Origin of the sequence: Nannocystis sp. RBIL2, from assembly GCF_026626745.1 — a bacterium.
GTDB lineage: Bacteria > Myxococcota_A > Polyangia > Nannocystales > Nannocystaceae > Nannocystis.
In genome coordinates this window covers 1,298,421-1,321,728 of record NZ_JAPNJW010000002.1, presented here as the reverse complement: position 1 = coordinate 1,321,728, position 23,308 = coordinate 1,298,421, and the positions used below count along the sequence as shown (strand labels likewise).

18 protein-coding genes are annotated in these 23,308 nt (G+C 71.1%); 11 read left to right on the top strand and 7 right to left on the bottom strand.

What is annotated here, in order from left to right; translation table 11 throughout:
* The first annotated feature begins 49 nt into the window (after positions 1 to 49).
* Positions 50 to 793, top strand: coding sequence for an SDR family NAD(P)-dependent oxidoreductase (locus OV090_RS30455; RefSeq protein WP_267708155.1), 744 nt, complete (start codon positions 50 to 52; stop codon positions 791 to 793).
* Between the two features lie 105 nt (positions 794 to 898).
* On the opposite strand, the gene OV090_RS30450 is transcribed toward OV090_RS30455, so the two are convergent.
* Positions 899 to 2,743: a hypothetical protein gene (locus tag OV090_RS30450; protein ID WP_267708154.1), complete on the bottom strand. Its 1,845-nt coding sequence runs from the start codon at positions 2,741 to 2,743 to the stop codon at positions 899 to 901.
* Between the two features lie 149 nt (positions 2,744 to 2,892).
* Positions 2,893 to 4,461, bottom strand: coding sequence for an NAD(P)H-binding protein (locus OV090_RS30445; protein ID WP_267708153.1), 1,569 nt, complete (start codon positions 4,459 to 4,461; stop codon positions 2,893 to 2,895).
* 95 nt (positions 4,462 to 4,556) lie between these two features.
* Here OV090_RS30445 and OV090_RS30440 point away from each other — a divergent pair, with 95 nt between their 5' ends.
* Entirely contained in the window at positions 4,557 to 5,639 is a 1,083-nt protein-coding gene (locus OV090_RS30440) for an alpha/beta hydrolase family protein (RefSeq protein WP_267708152.1), read from the top strand.
* An 853-nt stretch (positions 5,640 to 6,492) separates the two neighbouring features.
* On the opposite strand, the gene OV090_RS30435 is transcribed toward OV090_RS30440, so the two are convergent.
* The gene (locus OV090_RS30435; RefSeq protein ID WP_267708151.1) at positions 6,493 to 6,684 is read right to left on the bottom strand and encodes a hypothetical protein; all 192 of its coding nucleotides are present in this window, start codon (positions 6,682 to 6,684) and stop codon (positions 6,493 to 6,495) included.
* Positions 6,685 to 6,690: 6 nt separating this feature from the next.
* Between OV090_RS30435 and OV090_RS30430 the strand changes: the two genes are divergently transcribed.
* The 5 genes from OV090_RS30430 (at position 6,691) to OV090_RS30410 (ending at position 11,740) form a co-directional block, all read left to right on the top strand.
* Positions 6,691 to 7,665 carry a hypothetical protein gene (locus OV090_RS30430; protein WP_267708150.1) on the top strand — a complete coding sequence of 325 codons (975 nt, stop codon included), beginning with the start codon at positions 6,691 to 6,693 and terminating at the stop codon, positions 7,663 to 7,665.
* A gap of 289 nt (positions 7,666 to 7,954) precedes the next feature.
* Positions 7,955 to 8,512 (top strand): polyhydroxyalkanoate synthesis regulator DNA-binding domain-containing protein, encoded by a 558-nt coding sequence (locus OV090_RS30425; protein WP_267708149.1) that lies wholly within the window; start codon positions 7,955 to 7,957, stop codon positions 8,510 to 8,512.
* Positions 8,513 to 8,650: 138 nt separating this feature from the next.
* Positions 8,651 to 10,174, top strand: coding sequence for an AMP-binding protein (locus tag OV090_RS30420; protein WP_267708148.1), 1,524 nt, complete (start codon positions 8,651 to 8,653; stop codon positions 10,172 to 10,174).
* Positions 10,175 to 10,187: 13 nt separating this feature from the next.
* Positions 10,188 to 10,586: a hypothetical protein gene (locus tag OV090_RS30415; RefSeq protein ID WP_267708147.1), complete on the top strand. Its 399-nt coding sequence runs from the start codon at positions 10,188 to 10,190 to the stop codon at positions 10,584 to 10,586.
* 2 nt (positions 10,587 to 10,588) lie between these two features.
* Positions 10,589 to 11,740 (top strand): alpha/beta fold hydrolase, encoded by a 1,152-nt coding sequence (locus tag OV090_RS30410; protein WP_267712100.1) that lies wholly within the window; start codon positions 10,589 to 10,591, stop codon positions 11,738 to 11,740.
* 21 nt (positions 11,741 to 11,761) lie between these two features.
* Here OV090_RS30410 and OV090_RS30405 read toward each other — a convergent pair whose 3' ends face one another.
* The 3 genes from OV090_RS30405 to OV090_RS30395 form a co-directional block, all read right to left on the bottom strand.
* Positions 11,762 to 13,270: a hypothetical protein gene (locus OV090_RS30405; protein ID WP_267708146.1), complete on the bottom strand. Its 1,509-nt coding sequence runs from the start codon at positions 13,268 to 13,270 to the stop codon at positions 11,762 to 11,764.
* A 60-nt stretch (positions 13,271 to 13,330) separates the two neighbouring features.
* Positions 13,331 to 14,383, bottom strand: a complete 1,053-nt coding sequence (locus OV090_RS30400) for an alpha/beta hydrolase (RefSeq protein WP_267708145.1) — start codon at positions 14,381 to 14,383, stop codon at positions 13,331 to 13,333.
* Positions 14,384 to 14,736: 353 nt separating this feature from the next.
* Positions 14,737 to 15,297, bottom strand: a complete 561-nt coding sequence (locus tag OV090_RS30395; protein WP_267708144.1) for an MYXO-CTERM sorting domain-containing protein — start codon at positions 15,295 to 15,297, stop codon at positions 14,737 to 14,739.
* Between the two features lie 322 nt (positions 15,298 to 15,619).
* Here OV090_RS30395 and OV090_RS30390 point away from each other — a divergent pair, with 322 nt between their 5' ends.
* Entirely contained in the window at positions 15,620 to 17,068 is a 1,449-nt protein-coding gene (locus tag OV090_RS30390) for a hypothetical protein (protein WP_267708143.1), read from the top strand.
* A gap of 135 nt (positions 17,069 to 17,203) precedes the next feature.
* On the opposite strand, the gene OV090_RS30385 is transcribed toward OV090_RS30390, so the two are convergent.
* A complete protein-coding gene (locus tag OV090_RS30385) occupies positions 17,204 to 17,932 on the bottom strand; it encodes a 2OG-Fe(II) oxygenase (protein WP_267708142.1) in 729 nt (242 codons plus the stop codon).
* A gap of 166 nt (positions 17,933 to 18,098) precedes the next feature.
* Here OV090_RS30385 and OV090_RS30380 point away from each other — a divergent pair, with 166 nt between their 5' ends.
* The 3 genes from OV090_RS30380 (at position 18,099) to OV090_RS30370 (ending at position 23,302) form a co-directional block, all read left to right on the top strand.
* Positions 18,099 to 20,006: an acyl-CoA dehydrogenase family protein gene (locus tag OV090_RS30380; RefSeq protein WP_267708141.1), complete on the top strand. Its 1,908-nt coding sequence runs from the start codon at positions 18,099 to 18,101 to the stop codon at positions 20,004 to 20,006.
* Between the two features lie 448 nt (positions 20,007 to 20,454).
* Entirely contained in the window at positions 20,455 to 21,723 is a 1,269-nt protein-coding gene (locus tag OV090_RS30375; RefSeq protein ID WP_267708140.1) for a DNA methyltransferase, read from the top strand.
* A 169-nt stretch (positions 21,724 to 21,892) separates the two neighbouring features.
* The gene (locus OV090_RS30370; RefSeq protein WP_267708139.1) at positions 21,893 to 23,302 is read left to right on the top strand and encodes a sigma-54 dependent transcriptional regulator; all 1,410 of its coding nucleotides are present in this window, start codon (positions 21,893 to 21,895) and stop codon (positions 23,300 to 23,302) included.
* The last annotated feature ends 6 nt before the right edge of the window (positions 23,303 to 23,308 follow it).

Genomic DNA, 23,308 nt, shown 5'->3' with positions numbered 1-23,308 from the left:
CGCGAACATCCTCTCGCCATCGCGGGCCGGGCCGCGCTACCTTCCGCGAATGCGCCACGTCATCGTCTTCGGAGCCACCTCCGCCATCGCCGCCGAGGTGTGCGCGCGCTGGGCCGCGCGCGGCGATCGGCTCCACCTGGTCGGCCGCGACTCCGACAAGCTCGCGGCCGTGGCCGCCCGCTGCGCCGGCGCCGAGGTCACCACCGCGGCGGGGGACTTCACCGACCTCGCGCGCGCCGAGGCGCTGGCGAACGAGGCCGTGGCGGCGCTCGGCGGCCGCGTCGACGTCGTCCTCGTCGCTCACGGCGACCTCGGCGACCAGCAGCGCAGCGAGCACGACGTCGCCGAGGCCGCGCGGATCGTCCAGGTCAACTTCCTCTCGGTGATCGCAGTGCTGGTCCCGCTCGCCAATGTGCTCGAGCGCCAGCGCAGCGGCACGCTCGCCGTCATCACCTCGGTCGCCGGCGAGCGCGGTCGCCCGCGCAACTACACCTACGGCGCCGCCAAGGGCGCGCTGCACGTCTACCTGCAGGGCCTGCGCAGCCGCCTCTACCCCGCGGGCGTCGGTATCACCACGCTCAAGCTCGGCCCGGTCGACACGCCCATGACCGTCGGCCACCCCAGGAACGCCCTGTTCGCCACCCCGCAGCGCGCCGCTCGTGACATCGACCGCGCCATCGCCCGCCGGGCCGTCGTCGCGTTCGTCCCGTGGTACTGGCGCCCGATCCTGTTCGTCGTCCGCCACACCCCCGAGCCGCTGTTCCAGCGCCTCGGCTTCCTGTCGGGCCGCTAGGGGCTCGGCGCGAGCCGTGCTCACGGCCAGACGTTCGGGACATGCCCTCGCAGACATGTCCTATGGCTCATGACCTATCGAGCATGTCTTTTCAAACATGGAGACTCAGCCGAGCTCGCCCCAGCGGACGATCGTGCCGTCCTCCGAGCTGCTCCACAGCGCTCCGCCGGCCCACGTCAGCGCCCGGACCGCGTCCGTGTGGAAGCGCAGCGTCGCCAGCGTCGCGCCGTCCGCCACCCGGTGCTGCACGATCGGTCCCGCGGGGTGGCCGACGAACAGCCAGCGCCCCTCGTCGTCGAAGCAGAGGCAGCGGTGGAAGGCCGGCTCGCCGTGCAGCTCGGCCGGCAGCTCCACCACCGTCCCCGCGGCCACTTCGACGATCCGCGGGCGATCGGCGCCCATCAGCCCGACGCGCCCGTCGTCGCGGCTGATCGCCACGCACACGGCGAGCGTCGGCAACTGCAGCGTCAGCAGCGTCTTGCCCTTGGCGAGCCCGACTACGACCAGCTCCTGGCCGACGACCACCGCCGCCGCAGTGTCACAGAGGGCGATGCGCGGCCAGCGGCCCTTGAGCTTGAGGTTCTTGGCCCACTTCGTCGCTCCGAACGCGCGCCACTGGGCGTGCGCGGTCGGCTCGGTCGCGCGCGACGCCGGATAGGTGTGCGACGTGACGCCCCAGGTCCGCCCGTCGGGCGCCAGCGCCAGCTGACCCGCGCCCTGCTGGACCTCGATCGACTCGCCCGGCTCGCCGGCGGCGTCGAACTGCGTGACCTTCAGCGGCCGCATGGGGTAGCGCAGGTGGAGCACGAGCAGGCGCTGCCCGTCGGCGGTCGCGGCCATGTCGTGGACCTCGCACTGATCCAGCAGCTTCATCGCTCCGCTGCCGAGCTCGATCGTCATCACCGACGGCAGCGAGTTGGCGGGCTGACACGACTGCAGCGTCAGCGCGTCGCCGCGGATCACCAGGCGCTGCGCCCCGAGGCTGTAGTCGGTCAACGCTGCGATCGGCTGCTGCGGCTGGTCGACGTGCCAGATCCGCACCGCCGCCGTCGCGTGATCGATGGCAGCGACATGGGTCGCGCTCGCCGCCGCCGACTGACCCGCCCAGCCCGGCATCTGCCCCGTGGCGCCCTCCAGTTCGGCGGTGAACAGCACCCGCTGCTCCGCGACGTCCCACACCTGCACCGCGCCAAGCTGGGCGTAGAGGGTGACGCGGCTGCGGTCGTACGCGATCGTCCCGCCGCTGGCCCGCTTGGGCAGATTCTCCAGCCGCTCGATCGCGCCGTCGACGAACGCGGCCCGTTCGCCGCCCTTGCCCATCAGGCCGCGCGCGTCGACAAAGAACGGCTTGAACCCGGCGAAGAACGGAGAGTCGTCGATCGGCTCGATCCTCCCGTCGGGGTGGACCGCCACGATCGCTTCGCCGCCGAGGAAGACCACCCCGTCGGGGCGCACCGCCAGCCAGGTCGCCTCCGCGACCTCCGGCGGCAGCGCCACCTCCTCCTGTGACGCGCCCGTCAGCGCATCGGCCGAGCACAGCGCCGGCGGCGTGCCCTCGCGGTGCCACACCAGGCGCGCGCCGTCGGGCGAGAGGGCGCCGCGGAAGTAGTCGCCGAGGCGATCGCGCGGCAGCAATTCGACCACGCGCCCCGACCCCGGCCACACGCGGACCATGACCCGACCACCGGGACCGTGGGCCAGCGCGAGCACCGACTCGCCGTCGGGGTGCGCGACCATCCACGACACGCCGACGACGGCGACTCTGGCGCGCGGCGGCGACGGTGCGGCCGGATCGTGCAGCGTGATCCCGTGGCTGCCGCCGACCACCAGCGAGCCGTCGGCGAGGAACGCCAGCGCGTGCGGCTTGCCGGCGAAGATCTGCAGCGACGGCGCGCGCGGAGCAGGAGGGAGGTGGGTGATCGAGGCCGAGGGAAACGGAGTCCAGCTCATGGGGGGTGCGACCTCGATAGCAGCGCGCGGGTCGCATCCGCAAGCGCCCGGTCGTCGGAACGTCGGGCGGTCCATTGCATGGCTGAAGAGACAGGTCGAGAGCCCGCACCCCTGAGAGTCCCTGCGGACATGTCCCGAAGAACACCTGCTCAGTACAGCCGCAGCACCGCCACGCACGCGTCCCACAGCACGTGGCACACCAGCACCACGAACAGGCTGCGGGTCTTGAGGCCGAGCCAGGCCCAGAAGAAGCCCGCGCCGGCGGCCGCCACCACCAGCGCCGGCACCCCGAGGCTCACGTGCGCGACCGCGAAGGCGGCCGCCGACGTCGCCGCGCCCCACCACGGCCCCGCGCGCGACGCCACCGCGAACGCCACCGCCCCGCGCCACACCACCTCTTCTGCCGCCGCGATCAGCGGCAGCAGCACCGCCGCGATCCCGGCCGGCAGCAGGTGGACCCAGCTGTACACCGCCGCCACCTCGGCCCGCGCCTCCGGCGTCACCGCGAACAGCACCTGGCTGCCGAGCCAGCCCGCCGCGACCAGCACCGCCGCCGCCATCACCCCCTGGACCAGCCCGCGCAGGCTCGGGCGCCACAGCTCGAGCCACGGCAGGCGCACCGTCATGAGGCACAGCGGCACCAGCACCAGGTTGGCCGCCAGCATCCGCCACCACACGTGCGGCGTCAGCGAGCCGAGCCCCCAGATCAGCGCCACCGCCAGCGGCACCAGCCAGGCCACGTGAACCGCCCCCTTGGAACATGTCTTGAAGAACATGTCCTCGTCGCCACGTCGCAGCCGCAGCGACAGCCCCAGCCATGGTTCGACCCCGGCCGACAGCGCCACGATCTTGGCCGCGGTCAGCGGCTGAGTCACCAGCCCGAGCTCGGAGGCTGCCGGCCCCGGATCGCCGACCAGACCGTGGCTGAGCAGCCCGAGCTGCGCCCGCGTCAGCAGCGGCTCGGGCTGCTTCTCGAGCCCCGCGACCGCGACCGCCAGCAGCGGGGCGGGGCAGGGCACCAGAGTCACCGGCAGCGCCAGCGCGTCGGCCACCCGCGTCACCACTTCGCGCAGCGTCAGCACCTCCGGCCCGACCACGTCGTAGCAGCGCCCGATCGCCGCCGGTCGCTCCAGCGCCGCCGCGATCGCCAGCGCCACGTCCTCGACCAGCACCGGCTGCAGCGGCGCGTGGCCGCCGTCGGGGGCCGGGAACACCCCCGCGTGGCGCAGCGTCGCCGCCAGGTTGCGCACGAAGTCGTCGCCCGGCCCGGCCACCGGCCCCGGACGGAGGATCGTCCAGTCTGTCTCCGAGGACATGACCGAACGTTCAGCCTCTCGCTTCGTCGCCATGTACTGGGTCGGCCGCGGCGGCTCCGCTCGCGGTCCCGCCACGCTGACGTGGACGAGCCGCCGGATCGCCGCCGCCTGCATCGCGGTCGTCAGCGCCGCCACTGTCGCCACGTGGGCCGAGTCGAACGACTGCCCCGGCTCGGGCCGCTTGATCCCCACCAGGTTGACCACCGCCTCGCAGCCCGCCAATGCGGCCACCAGCTCGGGGCCCCCGCGGCTCACGTCCACTTCTCGCCACACCAGCCCCGGCCGGTCGGAGCGGCCGCGACGGCCCCGCGACAGCCCGACCACCGCGTGACCGGCCTGCAGCAGCGCGTGGACGGTCGCCTGTCCGATGAACCCGCTCGCTCCGGCCACGGCGACCTGCATGCGCAACCAGCCTCGCACCCGCCGGGCCCGCGGCGCAAGGCGGGATTTTGCTTCTCAAACGCCGTCCGCGCGCCTAAAACAAAAATCAGACCCGCATGTTCAGCGCCCTCGCCGATCACGCCTGCGCCCGCTTCGACCGCGTCATGCGGCACGGACTCCGCCGCGTCCTCATGCAGCGCAACGAGCTCGACCGGCTCGCGCGGGCCGAGCACGAGCGCCGCCTCGAGGTCGTCGCGCAGTACACCGACCCCGCCGTGCTCGCCGAGCCCGATCGCCTGCTCGCGCCGCCGCCGGCCCCGCCGCCGCTCGTCCCGCTCGCCGTGCGGCCGCTCGTCGACGGCCGCGCCACGCACTTCAGCTTCGCCTCGCCGTACCGCCCGCGCGACCCTGGCTACGCTCGCGAGTACGCCACCTACGATCGCGTCGACACCGTCCACCTGCACGCCTGGCAGCACGACCGGCCCGCGCCCGCCTCGATCTTGCTCGCGCACGGCTGGTGCGTCGGCAACCGCCGCCTGCACGAGATCGAGTTCAGCATCTCCACCCTCTACCGGGACCTCGGCCTCGACGTCTACCTCTACGTCCAGCCGTTCCACAGCCTGCGCAAGCCGACCGCCGCGCGCTTCTCGGGCGAGCTGTTCCCCTCGACCGATCTGGTGCGCACCAACGAGGCCTTCATCCAGACCGTCCAGGACGTGCGCGCCGCCATCACTGCCATCCTGCGCCACAGCCCGGCGCCGCTCGGCATGATGGGCTCGAGCCTCGGCGGCTACACCTCGGCCCTGGTCGCCTCGATCGATCCGCGGCTGTCCTTCGTCGTCCCGATCATGGCCCCCGCCTCGTTCGCGCACCTCTTCTGGGATCACGGCGAGGGCGACTCGTTCCGCCGCCAGGCCGAGGCGCTCGGCATGACCCGCGAGCGCTTCCACAGCTCGTGGGCGCTGCACAGCCCGCTCTCGTACGAGCCCAAGGTCCCGTGGGAGCGCCGGCTCGTCGTCACCGCCCGCGGCGACGCCCTCGTCACCGAGGCCCACGCCGACGTGCTGTGGAACCACTGGCAGCGCCCGCGCCGCTTCCGCTTCACCGGCGGCCACTTCCTGCAGCTCGGCCGCCGCGACTACATCCGCGAGCTCGCCCGCTTCCTCACCGACCTCCGCATCATCCCCGGGCCGCGCTGAGGCGCAGCAGGCCCCGCGAGGGCGCGTCCGAGGCCCGAAGGGCTGGCGTGTCCTCGGTAGCGAGGGCGCCGTGTGCGAAGAGACATGCTCTTTCGGGCATTGGCGAAAAGACATGCTCCATGGAGCATTGTCGATAAGACATGTCGCAGGAGATATGTTCTTTCGGACATGTGATTGCGCGCCGAACTCCCCGCCGCAGCCGCCAGCGGGCTGGGCGAGCAGGAGGCCGCGTGCCTCGGGAGTGCCCTCGCGCGGCGCGGACCAGGGCTTGGCTCGGCCGCGCGGCGTTTCGACGCGAACGGGGCAGGGACCGCGCCCCGACCTCGGCCCACGCCAGCCGATCCCGACCCTGCGGCGACGCTGTCGTGCCGGGCGCTGACTCGCGCGTCGCATCGACGGTCGCGCTCCGGCTCCAGCCCCCCTGGACCGGACAGTCGTACTCCCGCCGCAGCACCCCACTGTCATGCCGATCGACGCACTGCGCTTCGCCCATCGGCTCCAGCGCGGACCGGGCGACGTCGCCTGCGCCGCCGCGCGATTGAACAACGCGTTTCAGTTCGCCTCACCATCGAGGCGCGTCCCCGAAACGGACACCGATGTCACCGCAAGGATCGACCCGCGCGAGCGCCAGGAACGGGCGCGCGACGACCGAGCCGGAAGGGCAGGCGGCGCGCCGACCGACGTCATCGACCGTGCAGCCGCGAGCGCGGGTCATCCTCGCGACCGACGACTCGCGCTCCGACGAGCCGAGCATCGACTCGCACCTCCAGCGCCCGGGCGCCGCGGGCCCGCGAAAGCGCCTCGGCGTGGGCCTCTCCCCCGCGACGGCAGGGGAGCGATCGGTGCGCCGACTTCAGGCCGGCACTCCTTCTTCATCCTTCATCGCGCCGGGCCTGTGTCGCGCATCACCCATTCGTCGCAGCGACCTTCTTACACCGGCGATGCTCGCCCACATCACCGGGCAGCCCAAAGTTGCGATCGTCGCGTCGCGCCAGGTCCGCCAGCGCGGCGATTCCTTGATCTCCTCGGCGTGCTCTGGCAACATGAGACCGTGCGGTTAGGTCTTGGCGCGCGCCTGGCAGGCGTCGCCTCTCTCTTCTTGTGGCTGGTTGCGACTGGGTGTAGCCCCGGGCGGTCCGACGCGGCTTCGCGCGGCACCGACAGCGAGGGCAGCACCGTGGCGACCGCCGGCGAGGGGAGCACCACCGGTACCGCCGGCAGCACGAGCACCGGCGACGCCGCCACCAGCATGCCGGTCACCGGCACGGGCGCTCTCGTCACGCCGTTGCCCGACCTCGCGCCCGAGCTCCCGCCCGCGCCCGTCGAGCCGTGCGAGTCGCACGCGGTCGAGGCCGACTGCGACGCCGCCGGTTGCATCTGGTTCGCCACCGAGCGCCTCGCCGATCGCTCGAGCTGCGCCTTCGAGGCCGCGGGTTTCTGCGCCACCGCCAGCGCCTCGACCGGCGACGAGGACTACGACTCCACCTTCTACAAGCGGGTCGGCGACGTCTTCCACGTCCGCCGCGTCGGTCGCAAGGCCGGCGACTTCCCCGGCCCCGAGCATCCTGCAGGCTGGACCGAGTGCGGCCTCGGACCGCAGGATCCCGAGGAGTGCGCCTGCGTGTGCGCGGCTGGCCGCTGCCCGGGTGACATCGCCCTCGCGCTGCTCGACGCCTGCGCCTCGCCGCGCCCGTGCGACGACGAGGTCGCCGGCGACGCCTGTCTCTACCGGGCCCTGGCCGCCGAGGCCGCCGCCAGCCTCCGCGTCGAGAGCCTCGTCGGCAACCGCAACATCGACGACCGCGTGTTCCTCCGCGGCGACGGCACCGCTACCTGGATGCGCAGCACCTGCGACCCGCGCGACACCAGCTGCCGCGACCGCAAGTGGGAGCTGCCGCGCCTGTGCTCCCTGCGCGACCGCGCCGGCTTCCTCGCCTGCGCCGCCGCCGACCCGGCCGACCCGCAGTGCCGCGACGTGGCCGCCTGGTTCTCCGATTGCAAGCTGGCCCCCGCGACATGTCCGTGAGGACAGCGGGAGGGTGCGGGCTGCGAATGTCCTAGGCGACCTGTCCCCTCGGCCAGCTCGCGTCTCACCGTCCGCTGGCCGCCGCACCTCCAGGCGCGAACCTTCCGCGGCGCGGCCGACCGTGCCCCGCGCCGAGCTCGACCGGCCGATGATTCGCCGCCCGGCACCAGGGGCCGAACACCTGTAGAAGGCGACGAAGCCCGTCTTTTCGCCCGTTCACGGCCCTCGCCCTCGTTTGCGCGAAATCGCCCCTCGCACCTGCAGCACGACCTCGGCTACCGTTCTCGCCGTGTTGCAGGTCAAGAAGTACGGCAACCGTCGGCTCTACGACACCGAGGGGAGCAGGTACGTCACCCTCGAGGAGATCGCCGAGCGCGTGCGCATGGGCGAGGACCTCAAGGTCGTCGACGCCAAGAGCGGGCAGGACCTCACCCAGGTCACGCTCGCGCAGATCATCCTCGAGAGCCGTGGGGCCGCGCGCCTGCTCCCGGTGTCCCTGCTCAAGCAGCTCGTGCGCATGCGGGACGACGCGCTCGCCGAGTTCTTCGGCCGCTACATCGCCTGGGCCCTCGAGGTCTACCTGCAGCTCAAGGGGGGCGCGCGCGCCGTCGTCCCGTGGAACCCGCTGGCCGACCTGGCGATGCCGGGGATCCTCAAGCGATGGTTCGGCGGGAGCGGGCCCGCGGCCGGCGAGCCGGCGCCGCCGCCGTTCCCCGACGAGCCGCCTCCGCCCGAGCCTGGCGGCATGTCCGACGAGCTGGCCGCGTTGCGGCGCGAGCTCGCCGAGCTGCGGCGCACCGTCGAGGACGGCCGGCCCCCCCGCAAGGGCAGGCGGCCCGCCTCCTGAGCCGTTTGTGCGCTGCACAATTCACGCCTTGATCTCCCGCCGCGTCGGCCTATCCTCGGCCGGCAGACCCCGGCAGGCCGTTTCGCAGGTGCAGCACGGCCGGGCCTTCGGGTAGCCTCGGGAGCGGAGGATCTTCGCATGTTCATCGGCGACTGGATGCGACGCGGAGCGCAGTACTGGCCGGACAACCTCGCCGTGGTCGACGTGGCCAAGGGCGAGGCGGGCCGCTTCACTTACGCCGCGCTGAACCGGCGCGCCGACGCGGTCGCCGGGTGGTTGCGCGGCCGCGGCGTCGTCCGGGGCGACCGCGTCGCGCTGCTGGCCCACAGCGGCGTCGAGGTCCTCGACGTCTTCTTCGCCTGCGCCAAGCTCGGCGCGATCTTCGTCCCGCTCAACTGGCGCAGCCCCTGGCGCGAGCTCGTCGACGTCATCCTCCCGGTCGCGCCGAAGGTTTTGGTGTTCGGCCCCGAGTTCGCCGCCACCACCGCCGAACTGCACCCGCACACCGCGATCGCCGAGCTCGTCCACCTCGAAGGCGAGCCCGTGGCCGGCAGCAGCGCCTACGCGACCATCCTCGCCGGTCCGGCCGATCCGGTCGACAACCCGGCCGTCGACGTCGAAGACATCGCCTGCCTGCTGTTCACCGGCGGCACCACCGGCGCGCCCAAGGCCGCCCGGATCTCGTACCGCCAGATCGCGTGGAACACCCTCAACACGATGGTCCACGAGATCCAGCGCGGCGACGTCACGATCACCCACACGCCGATGTTCCACACCGGCGGCCTGTTCGTCTACACGGTCCCGCTGCTCACGCTCGGCGGCACCGTCGTGATCATGAAGAAGTGGACCGCCGACGACATGCTCGCGCTCATCGAGCAGTACGAGGTCACCGCGCTGTTCTGCGTGCCGACCCAGTACCAGATGATGCTCGACTCGCCGCGCTTCGCCGGCACCTCGTTCGCCAGCGTCCGCTTCCTGACCAGCGGCGGGGCCCCGCTGCCGGTGCCGCTGATCCGCGCCTTTTGTGCGGTGCACAAGGTCGCCTTCAAGCAGGGCTTCGGCATGACCGAGTTCGGTCCCGGCGCCTTCTCGCTCGCGCCCGAGTTCGGCGAGGCCAAGGCCGGCAGCATCGGCCGGCCCAACTACTTCGTCGACGCGCGGATCGTCGACGAAGACAACGTCCCGGTGAAGGACGGCGAGGTCGGCGAGCTCGTGCTCAAGGGCCCGGCCGCCTGCTCGGGCTACTTCGGCGTCGACGCCCCGCACTTCGACGAGGCCGGCTTCTTCCACACCGGCGACCTCGCGCGCCGCGACGCCGAGGGCTTCTACTACATCGTCGATCGCAAGAAGGACATGTTCATCTCCGGCGGCGAGAACGTGTACCCGGTCGAGATCGAGAAGATCCTCTACGAGCACCCCGCGGTCGCCCAGTGCGCCGTGATCAGCGTGCCCGATGCGCAGTGGGGCGAGGTCGGCAAGGCCGTCGTCGCCCTGCGCCCGGGCGCCAGCGCCAGCGAGGCCGAGCTGCTGCAGCGCTGCCGCGACCACCTCGCCCGCTACAAGGTCCCCAAGTCGGTCGTCTTCCTCGACGCCCTCCCGCTCTCGCCGGCCGGCAAGATCCTCAAGCGCGAGCTGCGGACCCTGCTCTCCACCTCCGCATAGGACTCTATTCGCCATGTCCCAAGAGACAGCCCCCAAGAACCTCACCGCCCGGATCCTCCGGCTCGTCGGCTACCTCACCGACCCCAGGAGCGGCCCGGGCAAGTGGTGGATGCGCTTCGAGGGCGCCTCGACCGGCGTCATGACGCGCCTGGCCACGAGCCCGCGCTACCTCAAGTTCGCGGGCCGCGGGTTGCAGAAGATGTTCCACCTCCACCGCGACGTCGTCGACCTCACCGAGGAGGTCCTGCACTTCTGGCGCGTGCCGACCCTCGGCGACTTCAACGAGGTGCGGGCGCAGCTGCGGCGGGCCGAGGACCGGCTCGAGATCACCACCACCCAGCTCGAGCTCGCGCTCCAGCTGCTGGAGAAGCTGCAGGCCGAGCTGGCCCGCTCGGTCCGGGGGGCCGCGTGACGATGGGCGACGGCGGACCGTTCTCGCGGGTCAAGGGCGCCGCGCGCAAGCTCGCGGACATGGCCGAAGGGACAGCCACGATCGGCGCCGCCTGGCAGCGAGCGCTGCGCGACCGCGCGATCAGCCCGACGCGTTACCTGGCGCCGCTGGTCAAGCGCGCCACCGGGCTCGGCGATCCGCCGGTCAACTCGACCCCGAAGCGGGTCGTGTACGCGCGCGGCGGCATGAAGCTGATCCGCTTCGAGCCGGCCGTGCGTCGCTTCCGCACCCCGATCCTGTTCGTCTACTCGCTGATCAACCGCTACTACATCCTCGACTTCCTGCCGGGTCGCAGCCTGATCGAGTTCATGACCCAGCAGGGCTTCGACGTCTACGCCATCGACTGGGGCACGCCCGGCGCGGTCGAGCAGGACATGACCTGGGACGACCTGCTCGGCGGCTTCGTCGAGGCCGCCAAGCGGTGGGTCTTCAAGCTGTCCGGCGCCGACGACCTGACGATGTACGGCTACTGCATGGGCGGCACGATGGCCCTGGCCGCCGCCGCGCTCCACCCAAATGGCGTGCGCAACTTCGTCGCCCAGGCCACCCCGGTCGATTTCAAGCACGGCGGCATCTTCACCACCTGGACCGACCCCGAGTTCTTCGACGTCGACAGCATGGTCGACGCCTACGGCAACGTCCCGATCGACCTGATGGAGTCGGGCTTCTCGATGATGGCCCCGGTGCAGCGGATCTCGAAGTGGTTCGAGGTGTTTCGCCGCCTCGACGACCGCGACTTCGTCACCAACTTCCTCGCCATGGAGCACTGGGCCGCCGACAACGTGCCGTTCCCCGGCGAGGTGTACCGGCAGTACGTCCGCGATTGCTACCAGGAGAACAACTTCTTCGAGGGCCGCATGATCGTCGGCGGCCGGCGCGTCGACCTGCGCCAGATCCACGGCCCGCTGCTCGTCCTCGTCGCCGACAACGACACCATCGCCCCGCCGCCCTCGTCGGAGGCGCTGCTCGGCGCGGTGAGCTCGACCGACAAGACCCTGCTGCGGTTCCCGGTCGGGCACATCGGCCTGTCGACCTCGAGCAAGGGCCCCAGGGTCATCTGGCCGAAGATCGCCGGCTGGCTCGCCGAGCACAGCGAGCCGCTGCCGCCCGGGTGAGGCCCCGGGCGGGCCTTCGCCTCACTGTCCGAGCCACGTCGAGATCTGGGCGGCCGCCGTCGGGTGCCAGCCCAGCTTGAGGTGGTTGATGTCCTTCAGGACAGCTGAGTCGGTGAGCGTCCCGATCCCGTCGGTCGCCGCGCAGCTGTCGACGAACACCACGCCGTCGCTCGGCCCGGCGATCTCGTTGGGGATCCCCGGGATCAGCACGCTGTTGTCGCCCAGGTTCAGGTCGCCGCACAGCAGGTGGGTCGAGATCGAGGCCGGGATGCCGGCGTCGATCATGTCGGCGATCACCGAGCCCTGCTGGATCGCGTAGTCGATGCCCTTGCCGCGGGCGTACACGCCCTTGTACTGGCCCTCGCCGTAGTAGGTCGACTCGCTGTCGCCGACGATCCACTGCATCAGCCCGTTGTTGGCCGTGCCGGTCAGCGGATAGACGTCGTCCCACGCCGCGAGCATCTGCAGCTGCCCGCGATAGTTGTCGCCGGCGGCCGACTTGTAGATCGCGTACTCCGAGCGGTCCTCCCACAGGCCGAAGATCAGCAGCTCGTCGTGCGGCCCGGGCGCGTGGATCTTGCCGCCGAAGTCGGCGTAGACGCCGGCGTTGTGGGCCGTGCCGTAGCGGAAGATGTAGTCGAAGCCGAGGTTCGGCCCGCCGATCAGGATCAGCTTGCCGATGTCGTTGCGGTACTCGAGGTGACCGCCGGTGAGGCCCGACGCGTACATGCGCGACGACATCACGCCCTTGCTCCACCCGATCACGTCGACCTTGTCGACCCCGGTGCGCTCGCGGATGATGTCGATGGCCCACGCGATCTGCAGGGCCCAGAACACGTTGTCGCCCTGGCTGTGCGCGTGCGACACCGCGAACACGCGGTGGCCCGCCGCCGCCAGCTCCTGCATCAGGCCGATGTCGGGGCAGGTCGACTGACCGCAGCCGAAGTCGCCGCTCTCGCCGGGGTTGGCCCACGCGCGGTCGGCCTGGTCGTTGGCGCCGTGCGCCAGCAGCACCGTCGACTTGGCGCCGTTGTTCCAGCCGGGCGCGTAGTACAGCAAGAAGCGCCCGCTGTGCGGCACCGGGTCGTTGCCGAAGAACTCGAGCCGCTGCCCGGTCTGGTGGGCCCGCTGATCGAGGTCGAACCGATCCTCCTGAATGAAGAACGGATCGGGGTCGAACCACCGCTCGACGCGGACCCAGCCGTTCAAGATCCCGTCCTCGAACGTGTCCTCGAGGACGAGCCCATGCAGTAGATCGCCGCCGGTCTCGGTGGTCGTGCTCGTCGGCGCGGTCGGGTCCTCCGTCGTCGAGGTGGTCGCCGACGGCTCGGTCGTCGTCCCCGTCGGCGGCTCGTCGCCGGTCGACGTCGGCCCCGTCGTCGCAGTGCTGGTCGCGTCGCTCGAGTCGGTCGAATCGGTGCCCGGCGTGGAGTCGGTCACCGCCGCGGTCGTCGCGTCGGTGTCGCCGCCACCTTGCGGCGTGCAGGCGAGGAGGAGGGTGAGGACGGCCCAGGGACGGCTTGTTCGCATGTGCAGCAATTTAGCCCATTCATCGCCGGCGCAAAAGTGCACAGAAGCCCGCTGTTGCGGCTAAAACACCGACTCGGCCAAATTTCGCAGCGCCGCAAGAAAGCGCTCGTGCTGCTCGATGTGCGGGGAGTGTCCGCAGTCGGAGAACACCACCTCCTCGTAGCGTCCGCCGTTGCCGGCGTAGACGTCGAGGACCGCGCGCATCTGCCCGACCATCGGCTGCGGCGGCGCGACCTCGTCGCCCGGCCAGCCCGGCACCGCGCCCAGCTTGCCGAGGAACCCGAAGTCGAACACCGACGTGTCGCTGACGATCTGGTCGTCGGCCCCGCGGATCCACAGCACCGGCGGCCGCGGCTCGATGCCGGCGAACGGCGACAGGTCGACGTACTTCGGCGAGATCGCGTTGTTCATCCCGCGCGTGCCGGGCGCGACTCCCGGCCAGTTCGACGAGGCAGTCATGTCGCCGGGGTAGTGGTCGTCGCCGATCTTGGTCTTCACCACCGCCTCGACGAACACGTCCTCGAGGGCCGGCTCGACCCGGAACGGCGGCTTGAAGTAGAAAGTGTTCATCACGTTGCGCGGCGACACCTGGTTGTCGCCGCTGCGGTCGCCGGCCTTGATCAGGCGCGCGAACTCGGGGTTGGCAGTGCCGCCGCCCGAGCCGGCGAAGTCGGCGGTCGTCGCGGTGCCGCGGGCGTCGCGGGTGCCGCCGAAGCCGTACGGCGACATCGGGTTCTCGAGCACCAGCCCGGCGACATTGCTGGCGTGGTCGATCGCGTACTGCATGATCACGCCGCCGCCCGCCGACCAGCCGACGAACACGGCTGGCCGCGAGGACAGGTCGAGCGCGACCAGCAGCGCGTGCAGATCGTCGGCGAAGTCGCGCACGCCACGGGTCGCGTCGATCGGCGCCGGCTCGGTGTCGCCGAAGCCGCGCATGTCGGGCGCGATCACGCGGAAGCGATCGGAGAGCGCCAGCATCAGCGGCTCGAAGAACCCGCCGCTCGAGGCGTTGCCGTGGACGAGGACGACGAGCGGGGCCCCTGCCGGACCGGCGATGCGGGTGTGGACGCGGAGACGCGAGGTGGGGACGAGCTGCTGTTCGATCGGCATGTCGGCAGCATGCAGAGTCGCAAATGGCCCCGCACTTGTCGATGCGAGCAGTGATGCTCGATTTCGCGCCGAGGGCGGTACCTGGCGTAAGGGACAGGTCAGTCGGTGGTCGATGGCAGCGCGAGGCCCACGCATGGCGCGGACTCCGGGCGCGCAGGGCAGGGCGCACGCATCGATCGGCGCTCTGCGGCCGAACCCGCCGCGCGGAGCCTGGGCGCGCAGGGCAGGGTGCACGCAGAGCGCCGGGCGCCCGGTCTTCGCCGACCGAGCGCCGCAACGGCACCACGCGCCGGTCTGCCCCTGCGTTTCGGGTCGGACCCGAGGAGCGTTCGCCGGCTCGCGTCGTGCCGCCGTCAGCGTCGTCGCGAGCGCCGGCCGATCGCCAGGCCGAGGACGCCCAGGGCCAGCAGCGCCGGCGCGGCGTCGTCGCTCGTCCGGCACCCTTCGCAGCCCTCTTTCTTCGGCGGCGTGCCGTCGCTCGCGCCGTCGGACTCGGAGCCCTGAGAGGTGCCGGAGCCGTCGCTCGTCGACGTCGAGCCGGTCGTGTCCGACACGCACAGCTTGAACGACTTGCACATCCCCGCAGCGCACGCACCCCCTTCGCCGCAGTCTCCGAGGATGTTGTCGACCGAGAAGTCGCCGCCGGTGCTGGTCCACCCGCCGCCGCACGTGATCGTGCCCGCGCAGCGCTCGACTTCTTTGCACACCTTGCCCGAAGGACAGGTGTCGGTGCACTCGTTGGGCTCGCAGTACTCGCCCCCGTGACAGCCGTCGGGGCTCGAGCCGTCGGGGCAGCTCGGCGGCTCGGACACTGCGTCGGCGCGGGCGGTGCGGCTCGCGGCCGGGGCGAGCAGGAACAACAGGGCCGCGGACCACCGCGCGGCGGAGACTGTTAAGGAGCGGGACAAGGTCATCGCGCGATCGTACACGCGGCAGGGCGACCTCGGCAACCAGCGCAGACGCGGACGCGCCTCCCGGGAGGGCCGTGCCGCCGCGAGCGAGCGCGCCCGCTCACGGCTGGCCATTACGACATGTCTATCGAGACATTGCTCTGCCATCGATGACCCGCGCGCTGCGATTCTCAGCATCTGTCCTTCAAGCCATGTTCGACTGCGCCTGATCGCCCGCGACGTGAGGCTCGCGGACCCCGTAAACCGCTGCAGAACGGCGACTACGGGCCGCAGGGCGCGCATTCGCCTGTGCTCCCGCGGCCGATCGGCGTGTTAGCGTCGACCCATGACATTCGCTTCGCATCGATGGACCTTCGCGTTCCTCGTCGCCTGCGGTTGCGGCGGCGGCGGCAGCAACGACGACGCCGGCTCGACGACCGACGGGCCGCAGACGACCACCACCTCGACGACAGCCTCGACCACCGACGACAGCGGCCTCACGACCACCTCGACGACAGCGAGCTCGTCTGTCGGCACCGACGATCCCACGCCGACGACCGCCGGACCGGGGACGACGACCGAGGCCACCAGCGACCCGACTGCGGCGACGACGACCGAGGGCGACACCACCGGCGAACCGGTCGACCCGCCCGACCTGTGCGCCGGGCTGGTGCAGGATCTGATGGACCGGCCGATGACCCCGCTCGCCAAGCCCGAGGTGGGCGCGACCGTGGTCGACGCGGAGTTCGGCACCACGATCCGGCGGATCAGCGGCGTCACTGCGATGGGCGCAAATCCGGTGATCAAGCCCGCCTACAGCACGATCGCCGCGTGGAACACGGACGAGACGCGCCTCATCCTCTACGACGTGACGGAGGGCCACCTGCTCTACGACGGCAAGACCTACGAATTTCTGAAAAAACTGCCGATCGATCCGCCGGACCTCGAGCAGTTCTACTGGCACGGAGCCGACCCGAGCATCGTGATGTTCATGCACGGCAAGACGCTGGTGCGCTTCGACGTCGACACCGAGGTCGAGGAGCCCGTGCACACTTTCGACTTCTGCGGCGGTCCGGTCAGCGGCGGCAGCGACCCGATGTTCTCGTCGTGGGATTCGAACCGCTTCGGCCTCGTCTGCGACGATCAGGTGTTCGTCTACGACGTCGCCACCGACGCGGTGCTCGGGCAGGTCACGCTCGACGAGAACCCGGCCCAGATCGGGCCCAGCGGCTCGCTGGCGTATTTGAGCGACACCGGCCGGGTCGTCGATCCTGCGCTCGACGTGCTGCACACCCTCGATCTGCTCGAGCCTTGGGGTCACGCCTCGCTCGGCATGCTGGCGAACGGCCACGACACCTGGAACGGCTTCGTCTACGACCCGGGCCCCGGCGGCAACGACGACATCGGCGCCCTCGTGACCTGGGACCTCACCGACGCGACCTCGCGAGTGATCATCGGCCCGAAGACGGGCTATCCGTATCCGCCGGCGGGCCACATCTCGGCGCTGGCGATTCACCGGCCCGGCTGGGTCGTCGTGTCGACCATCGGCGATCCCTCCGGGCAGGGGCTCCTCGACCAAGAGCTGCTGCTGGCCGACACCAACACCGGCCAGGTGTGCCGCGTGGGCCGGCATCGCAGCTGGGGGCAGAACAACACCAACCTCGGCGAGCCGTACTGGGCCGCGCCGACCGCCGTCCCGAGCCCGAGCGGCACGCGGATCCTGTTCGGCAGCGACTGGGGCGGCGGCGAGACCGTCGACGCCTACGTGGTCGAACTGCCGAGCTACACGCCCTGAGCGGGCACCTGTCCTTGCGGACATCCACGATCTCGATCGGCGTGGATGTCCCCGGGGACAGGTCACTGTTCGACCGGCGTTGCGGAATCGCCTGTCCTCAAAGACAGGCGATCTTCCTCGCCACCTCCGCGCCAGTCAGCGCGGCCCGTAGATCACGTCGGTGCGCACCGCATACTTCACGCCCGCCGTCACCTCTGCGCCCTCGTGGAGCAGCAGGTGGTCGAACACCACCGCGCCGCCGACGGGGGGCTTCAGCGCGAACCTCACCTTGTTGTCGAACTTGCGCCCGCGACCCTGGCCGCGGCGCTGCGACTTGTCTTTCTCCTCGAAAAAGCGGGTCGCGCCGCCCTCGAACTCGGCGTTGAGAAAGATGACCAGCGACTCGCGCGTCTCGCCGAGCGGCACCGCAGTGCGGACGTCGACGTGAGGCGAGAAGCGCATCCCGACCTCGTAGCGGTACACGCGGAAGCGGAAGTTGAGCCCGCGCAGCGGCGCGCCCTCGTGCTGTGGATCGGCGATCCCGCGGATCCGCTGCCACAGCCCCTCGGCCAGCTCCGGCGCGTCGAACACCACCCGCAGGTTGTTGCGGGCCGCCAGGTTGACCCGGTACGTGTCGTCGCCGATCGCCAGGCCCGCGTGAGTGAAGCCGATCGCCTCCGCCGCCGCGATCAATCGCTTGCACTCCTTCGGCGACATCACCCCGTGGAGCACATGCACCCCTGGCGCCACCTCTTCGCGGCGGGCGGTCGCCTCGCGGTCTGCCTCGAGCACGGTCTCCGTCAGCGCGTGAGCCGCCGCGTGGAACGTCGCCTCGCGGCGGAACGACTCGTGCTCACGGCTCCGCATCCCCTTGCCTCGGCTCACGGTCCTCCTTTTATCACGCCACCATGCGGCACTCCGCGGTGCGGACATTCGACCGCCTAGCGCCGCTCGCGCAGGCCCTCGAACGGCTCAAACTGCCTCCAGCCCGCTGCCTGCACGGACTTTTCCTGAGCTTGCTCAGCATATCGGCCTCGGCTAGTGTCGTCTCGTGGCCAACTACTTCGACGACAACGAAGACCTCCAGTTCTACATGGATCGCGGCCTCGACTGGGCGCCGATCGTCGGGCTCGTCGAGCAGGACTTCCGCATCCCCGGCGGTTATGCCTCGCTGGACGAGGCGCGGGCCGCCTACCGCGACATCCTCGGCATGGTCGGTGAGTTCGCCGCCGAGCAGATTGCGCCGAAGTCGATGGCCATCGACGCGAAGGGCGTCCACCTGAAGGACGGCGAGGGCCACCTCGCGCCCGAGACCGACGCCCTGTTCGAGCAGATCAAGGGCCTCGACCTCCACGGTCTGGCCCTGCCGCGTGAGCTCGGCGGTATCGGCTGCCCCGCGGTCGTCCACTTCATGGTGTGCGAGCTGATGGCGCGGGCCGACAACGTCGTCATGACGCACTACAACTTCTACAGCGGCATCGCCCTGATGCTCCTGCTGTACTCGGTGCACGAGGGCTCCACCACCTTCGACCGCGAGCAGCGGGTCATCACTGGCACGCGCTTCCAGCCCGAGATCGCCGAGATCCTGCGCGGCGAGGCGTGGGGCAGCATGGACATCACCGAGCCCGACGCCGGCAGCGACATGGCCGCGCTCAAGGCCCGCGCCGAGCAGGACGAAGAGGGCAACTGGTACATCACCGGCCAGAAGATCTTCTTGACCTCCGGCCACGGCAAGCACCACATCGTCATCGCCCGCACCGAGCCCGACAAGCCCGGCCTCGGCGGCCTGTCGCTGTTCCACGTCCCGGCCTACGAGGACATGCCCGACGGCTCGCGGCGCCGGATCGCCGTGATCGACCGCCTCGAGGAGAAGCTCGGCCACCACGGCTCGGCCACCGCCGCGGTCAGCTTCGAGCGCGCCCCGGGCCGCCTGATCGGCAAGCGCGGCGAGGGCTTCCAGCTCATGCTGCTGCTGATGAACAACGCCCGCGTCGGCGTCGGCTTCGAGTCGATCGGCGCCTGCGAGGCCGCCTACCGCAAGGCCAAGGCCTACGCCGCCGAGCGCCGCAGCATGGGCAAGTCGATCGATCGCCACGAGATGATCGCCGACTTCCTCGACGAGATGCAGACCGAGATCCTCGGCCTGCGCGCGCTCGCCATGCAGTGCGCCTACCACGAGGAGCTGCACCAGCGGACCAAGATGCAGGGCGTGCTCGACACCGACCCCGACAGCATCGAGCGGGCGCGCGTGCTCAAGCAGGCCAAGCGCCACGGCAACCGGGCCCGCCGGCTCACCCCGCTGCTCAAGTACATCGCCAGCGAGAAGGCCGTCGAGATGTCGCGCAAGTGCATCCAGATCCTCGGCGGCGCCGGCTACGTCCGCGAGTACGGGGCCGAGAAGCTGCTGCGCGACGCCATGGTCCTGCCGATCTACGAGGGCACCAGCCAGATCCAGTCGCTCATGGCGATGAAGGACGCGATGAGCGGCATCATGCGCAACCCGCAGCGCTTCCTCACCCGGGTGGCGCAGGCCCGCTGGCGCAGCCTTTCGGCCCTCGACGCGCTCGAGCGCCGCGTCGCTCGCCTCACCTCGCTGACGCTCGCCGCCCAGCAGCACCTGATCCAGCGCACCGCCGCCGACAAGCTGCGCGGCCTCGGCAAGCACAAGATCACCGAGTGGTCCAAGGAGTTCTTCCAGAACTGGGACCCCAAGCGCGACTTCTCCTACGCGATGCTGCACGCCGAGCGGCTGACGCGCCTGATGGCTGACACCGCGATCGTCGAGATCCTCCTCGAGCAGTCGCGCAAGCACCCGGAGCGCCGCAGCATCCTCGAGCGCTGGCTCGAGCGCGCCGAACCGCGCTGCAACGCCCTCTACGAGGAGATCACGACCCGCGGCGACCGCCTGCTGGCCCAGCTGCGCGACCAGCAGGAGGACGAGGCCGCCTCGGACCGCTGAGCCCCGCGCTCCCTGCCGGCGCCGGCCGGCCTGCCGCGAGCGGGCCGCGCCGGCGCGCGCATTTCGGGCCAGCGGCCGCGAGATCGGGTACCGTCCGGCCCCCATGGCCGCCCGCTCCCGATCCGCCGCCGAGCCGCGCTCCGCGACCGCCCGACGCGGACGGGCGCGCAAGGCCGCCACGGACGAGCCGGGCGCACCCGCCGAGTCGCGCCGAGCCTCGGCGCGGCCCCGTGCGACCACTGGTAGCGAGCGGACCCGGGAGACCACCGGGGACGAGCCGCAGCCTGCAACCACCCGGCGCATGCGGGCCCGCGGGACCTCAGGCGCCGAGCCACGCCGAGCCGCGCGGTCCAGCGTGCGTGAAGCCGCGCCCGCCAAATCGCATCCTGCCGCGCCGAAAGAACATACCCCCGAGGTCGCGCCCACCGAGTCGCGACCTGCCCGGCGCGTGCAGGGTGGGGTGGCCACCGCCGACGTCGTCGTTTCCGCGCGGGTCGGCGACAACGCCGAGTTGTTCGCCCAGATCCTCGAGTTACATGTCCCGAAGGGCAGCACCGTCGCCGACGTGACCTACGGCCTCGGCGTGTTCTGGCGCCGCGTCCCCGACGGCGTCTACACCCTGCTCGCCAGCGACATCGCCCTCAAGCCGGATGTCCCCGCGCGCGCCGGCGCGAAGCTGACGAGCGGCGTCGACTGCCGCGCCTTGCCGTACGCCGACGCGAGCCTCGACTGCGTCGTCCTCGACCCCCCGTACATGGAGGGCATGTACCGCCGCAGCGTCGACCACATGGCCGGCTCCGGCACCCACGCCGCCTTCCGCCGCGCCTATTCGGCCGCCGCCGTCACCGAGTCCGGCCCCAAGTGGCACGACGCGGTCGTCGACCTCTACGAAAAGGCCTGCCGCGAGGCCGCGCGCGTGCTCGTGCCGGGCGGCGTCCTGATCGTCAAGTGCCAGGACGAGGTCAGCGCCAACAAGCAGCGGCTTACTCATGTCGAGCTGATCACGGGCGGCGAGTCGCTCGGCCTCTACTGCAAGGACCTGTTCGTGCTCGTGCGCCCCAACAGCCCCGGGGTCAGCCGGCTCAAGGCCCAGGTCCACGCGCGCAAGAACCACTCCTACTTCCTCGTGTTCGAGAAGCGGCGCGTGGCGATCCGCAGCGTCCGCGACTTCGCGGCCGGCGCCGACACGTCCGCAAGGACAGCTGCGGCCGTCCCTGGGAAGCTGACCGAAGAGACAGGCGCGGACCCGAGCAAGAAACAGCGCAAAGCAGCCACCAAGCGCGCTACCGAGGATGGCCTGTCTTCCGGGACAGGGCCGTCGAAGTCAGAGGCGCCGACCGAGCCCGCGGCGAAGACGGTCGCGCAAGCCAGGACTACGAGCACCCGAGCGACCGCGAAGCCCGCCGAAGCGGAGATGTCCCAAAAAACAGGTGCACCGGCACCCGCGACCCTACGCAGCGAGCCGAGCGAGCCGCAGCCCGACAACCCTCACATGTCCGTCGAGACAGGCGCGCACCAGGCCGAGCGACCACCGAGCACACCGACGACGCGAGCTGTCACCGGTGACCTGTCCCGCGAGACATCCCCCCGCACCTCATCGGCCTCGCCTTCGTCCCAGCTGCCGCTCCTCGACCTGTCCCAAGCGCCAGCCCCCGAATCCCCCGCTGGCCGACCTCGCCGCCGCGCCGCCAAGGCGGGGCAGGGGGGTGGCGGTTGAGGCGCCGGGAGTTGGGCGCGAGGGCCGCGATTGCCATTTTGGCATCCCGCCTCGGACGGCCTGACAATTGCGCGTGACAGCCTCGTTCTGGCTCCAGGAGTTGCCTTAGAATCATTCGCTTTTCACCGAGGACCCCGGCTTGCACACCGCGGGTTCGACTCGAGCGCCCATGACCAGCACCGCCCGTACCCCGACCATCCTCGTCGTCGACGACGAGCCCAGCATCCTCGACGCGCTGCAGAAGGTATTGGCGAAGGAGAACATGTCCGTTCGGACAGCCGCGAGCGGTCAGCAGGCGCTCGACATCCTGCGGAACGTGCCGGTGCAGGTCATGATCACCGACCTGCGCATGCCGGGCATGACCGGCGAGGATCTGCTCAAGGCGGTCAAGGCGCTGACCCCCGAGGTCGAGGTGATCATGATGACCGCCTACGGCACCGTCGAGAACGCCGTCGGGGCGATGAAGCTGGGCGCCTACGACTTCATCTCCAAGCCGCTCAAGCGCGCCGCGATCATCGCCGCCGTGCAGAAGGCGCTCGACAAGCACGCGCTGGTCGCCGAAAACCGCGAGCTCAAGGCCCAGCTGGCGGCCGCGACCAACCGCCCGATCGTCGGCAACAGCCAGGTGCTGCGGGCCGCCCTCGACATGGCGCGCCAGGCCGCGGGCTCGTCGGCGACCGTGCTGCTGCTCGGCGAGAGCGGCACCGGCAAGGAGCTGTTCGCCCGCTACATCCAGCAGCACAGCCCGCGCGCCGCCCGGGCGCTGGTGCCGACCAACTGCGCCGCGCTGCCGGAGTCGATCCTCGAGAGCGAGCTGTTCGGCCACGAGAAGGGCGCCTTCACCGGCGCGGTGCGGGCCCGTGAGGGTCGTTTCCTCGAGGCGCACACCGGCACGCTGTTCCTCGACGAGATCGGCGAGATCCCGCTGCACATCCAGGTCAAGCTGCTGCGCGCGCTGCAGGAGGGTGAGATCGAGCCGGTCGGCGGGCGCCTGTCGAAGGTCGACGTGCGCCTGATCTGCGCCACCAACCGCGACCTCTCCGAGGAAGTGAAGGCCGGGCGCTTCCGCGAGGATCTCTTCTACCGCATCAACGTCATCCCGATCCGCGTGCCCCCGCTCCGCGATCGCCTCGAGGACGTGCCGCTGCTGGCCGACCACTTCCTGCGCATCTTCGCCGGCAAGCACGGCAAGCCGGTGTCCGGCTTCACCGAGGCCGCGCTCTACCGCATGAGCAACTACGGCTGGCCCGGCAACGTGCGCGAGATGGAGAACGCGGTCGAGCGCGCGGTCGTGCTGTGCCGGGGCGGTCTCGTCGACGAGCACGACTTGCCGCCGGAGCTGCGCGACCCGCAGGCCGGTCATGGGCGTCAGATCACATTCTCGGTCGGGACCCCGCTGGAGGAGGTCGAGCGCCGGATGATCACGGAGACGCTAAAGTTCACGCGCGGCGACAAGCGGTTGGCGGCTGACCTGCTCGGCATTGCCACCCGCACGATCTACCGCAAGCTCGAGTCCGGCGCGCAGCCTGCAGAGCCCGCGCCGCGCGTCGAGTCGGAGAGCGACGAGGTCATCCACTAGCGGAGA

Coding starts and splice junctions, on each gene's coding strand:
- OV090_RS30455 (WP_267708155.1), top strand. CDS start 50: ATGCGCCACGTCATCGTCTTCGGAGCCACCTCCGCCATCGCCGCCGAG.
- OV090_RS30450 (WP_267708154.1), bottom strand. CDS start 2,743: ATGAGCTGGACTCCGTTTCCCTCGGCCTCGATCACCCACCTCCCTCCT.
- OV090_RS30445 (WP_267708153.1), bottom strand. CDS start 4,461: ATGCAGGTCGCCGTGGCCGGAGCGAGCGGGTTCATCGGACAGGCGACC.
- OV090_RS30440 (WP_267708152.1), top strand. CDS start 4,557: ATGTTCAGCGCCCTCGCCGATCACGCCTGCGCCCGCTTCGACCGCGTC.
- OV090_RS30435 (WP_267708151.1), bottom strand. CDS start 6,684: ATGTTGCCAGAGCACGCCGAGGAGATCAAGGAATCGCCGCGCTGGCGG.
- OV090_RS30420 (WP_267708148.1), top strand. CDS start 8,651: ATGTTCATCGGCGACTGGATGCGACGCGGAGCGCAGTACTGGCCGGAC.
- OV090_RS30415 (WP_267708147.1), top strand. CDS start 10,188: ATGTCCCAAGAGACAGCCCCCAAGAACCTCACCGCCCGGATCCTCCGG.
- OV090_RS30410 (WP_267712100.1), top strand. CDS start 10,589: ATGGGCGACGGCGGACCGTTCTCGCGGGTCAAGGGCGCCGCGCGCAAG.
- OV090_RS30405 (WP_267708146.1), bottom strand. CDS start 13,270: ATGCGAACAAGCCGTCCCTGGGCCGTCCTCACCCTCCTCCTCGCCTGC.
- OV090_RS30400 (WP_267708145.1), bottom strand. CDS start 14,383: ATGCCGATCGAACAGCAGCTCGTCCCCACCTCGCGTCTCCGCGTCCAC.
- OV090_RS30395 (WP_267708144.1), bottom strand. CDS start 15,297: ATGACCTTGTCCCGCTCCTTAACAGTCTCCGCCGCGCGGTGGTCCGCG.
- OV090_RS30390 (WP_267708143.1), top strand. CDS start 15,620: ATGACATTCGCTTCGCATCGATGGACCTTCGCGTTCCTCGTCGCCTGC.
- OV090_RS30370 (WP_267708139.1), top strand. CDS start 21,893: ATGACCAGCACCGCCCGTACCCCGACCATCCTCGTCGTCGACGACGAG.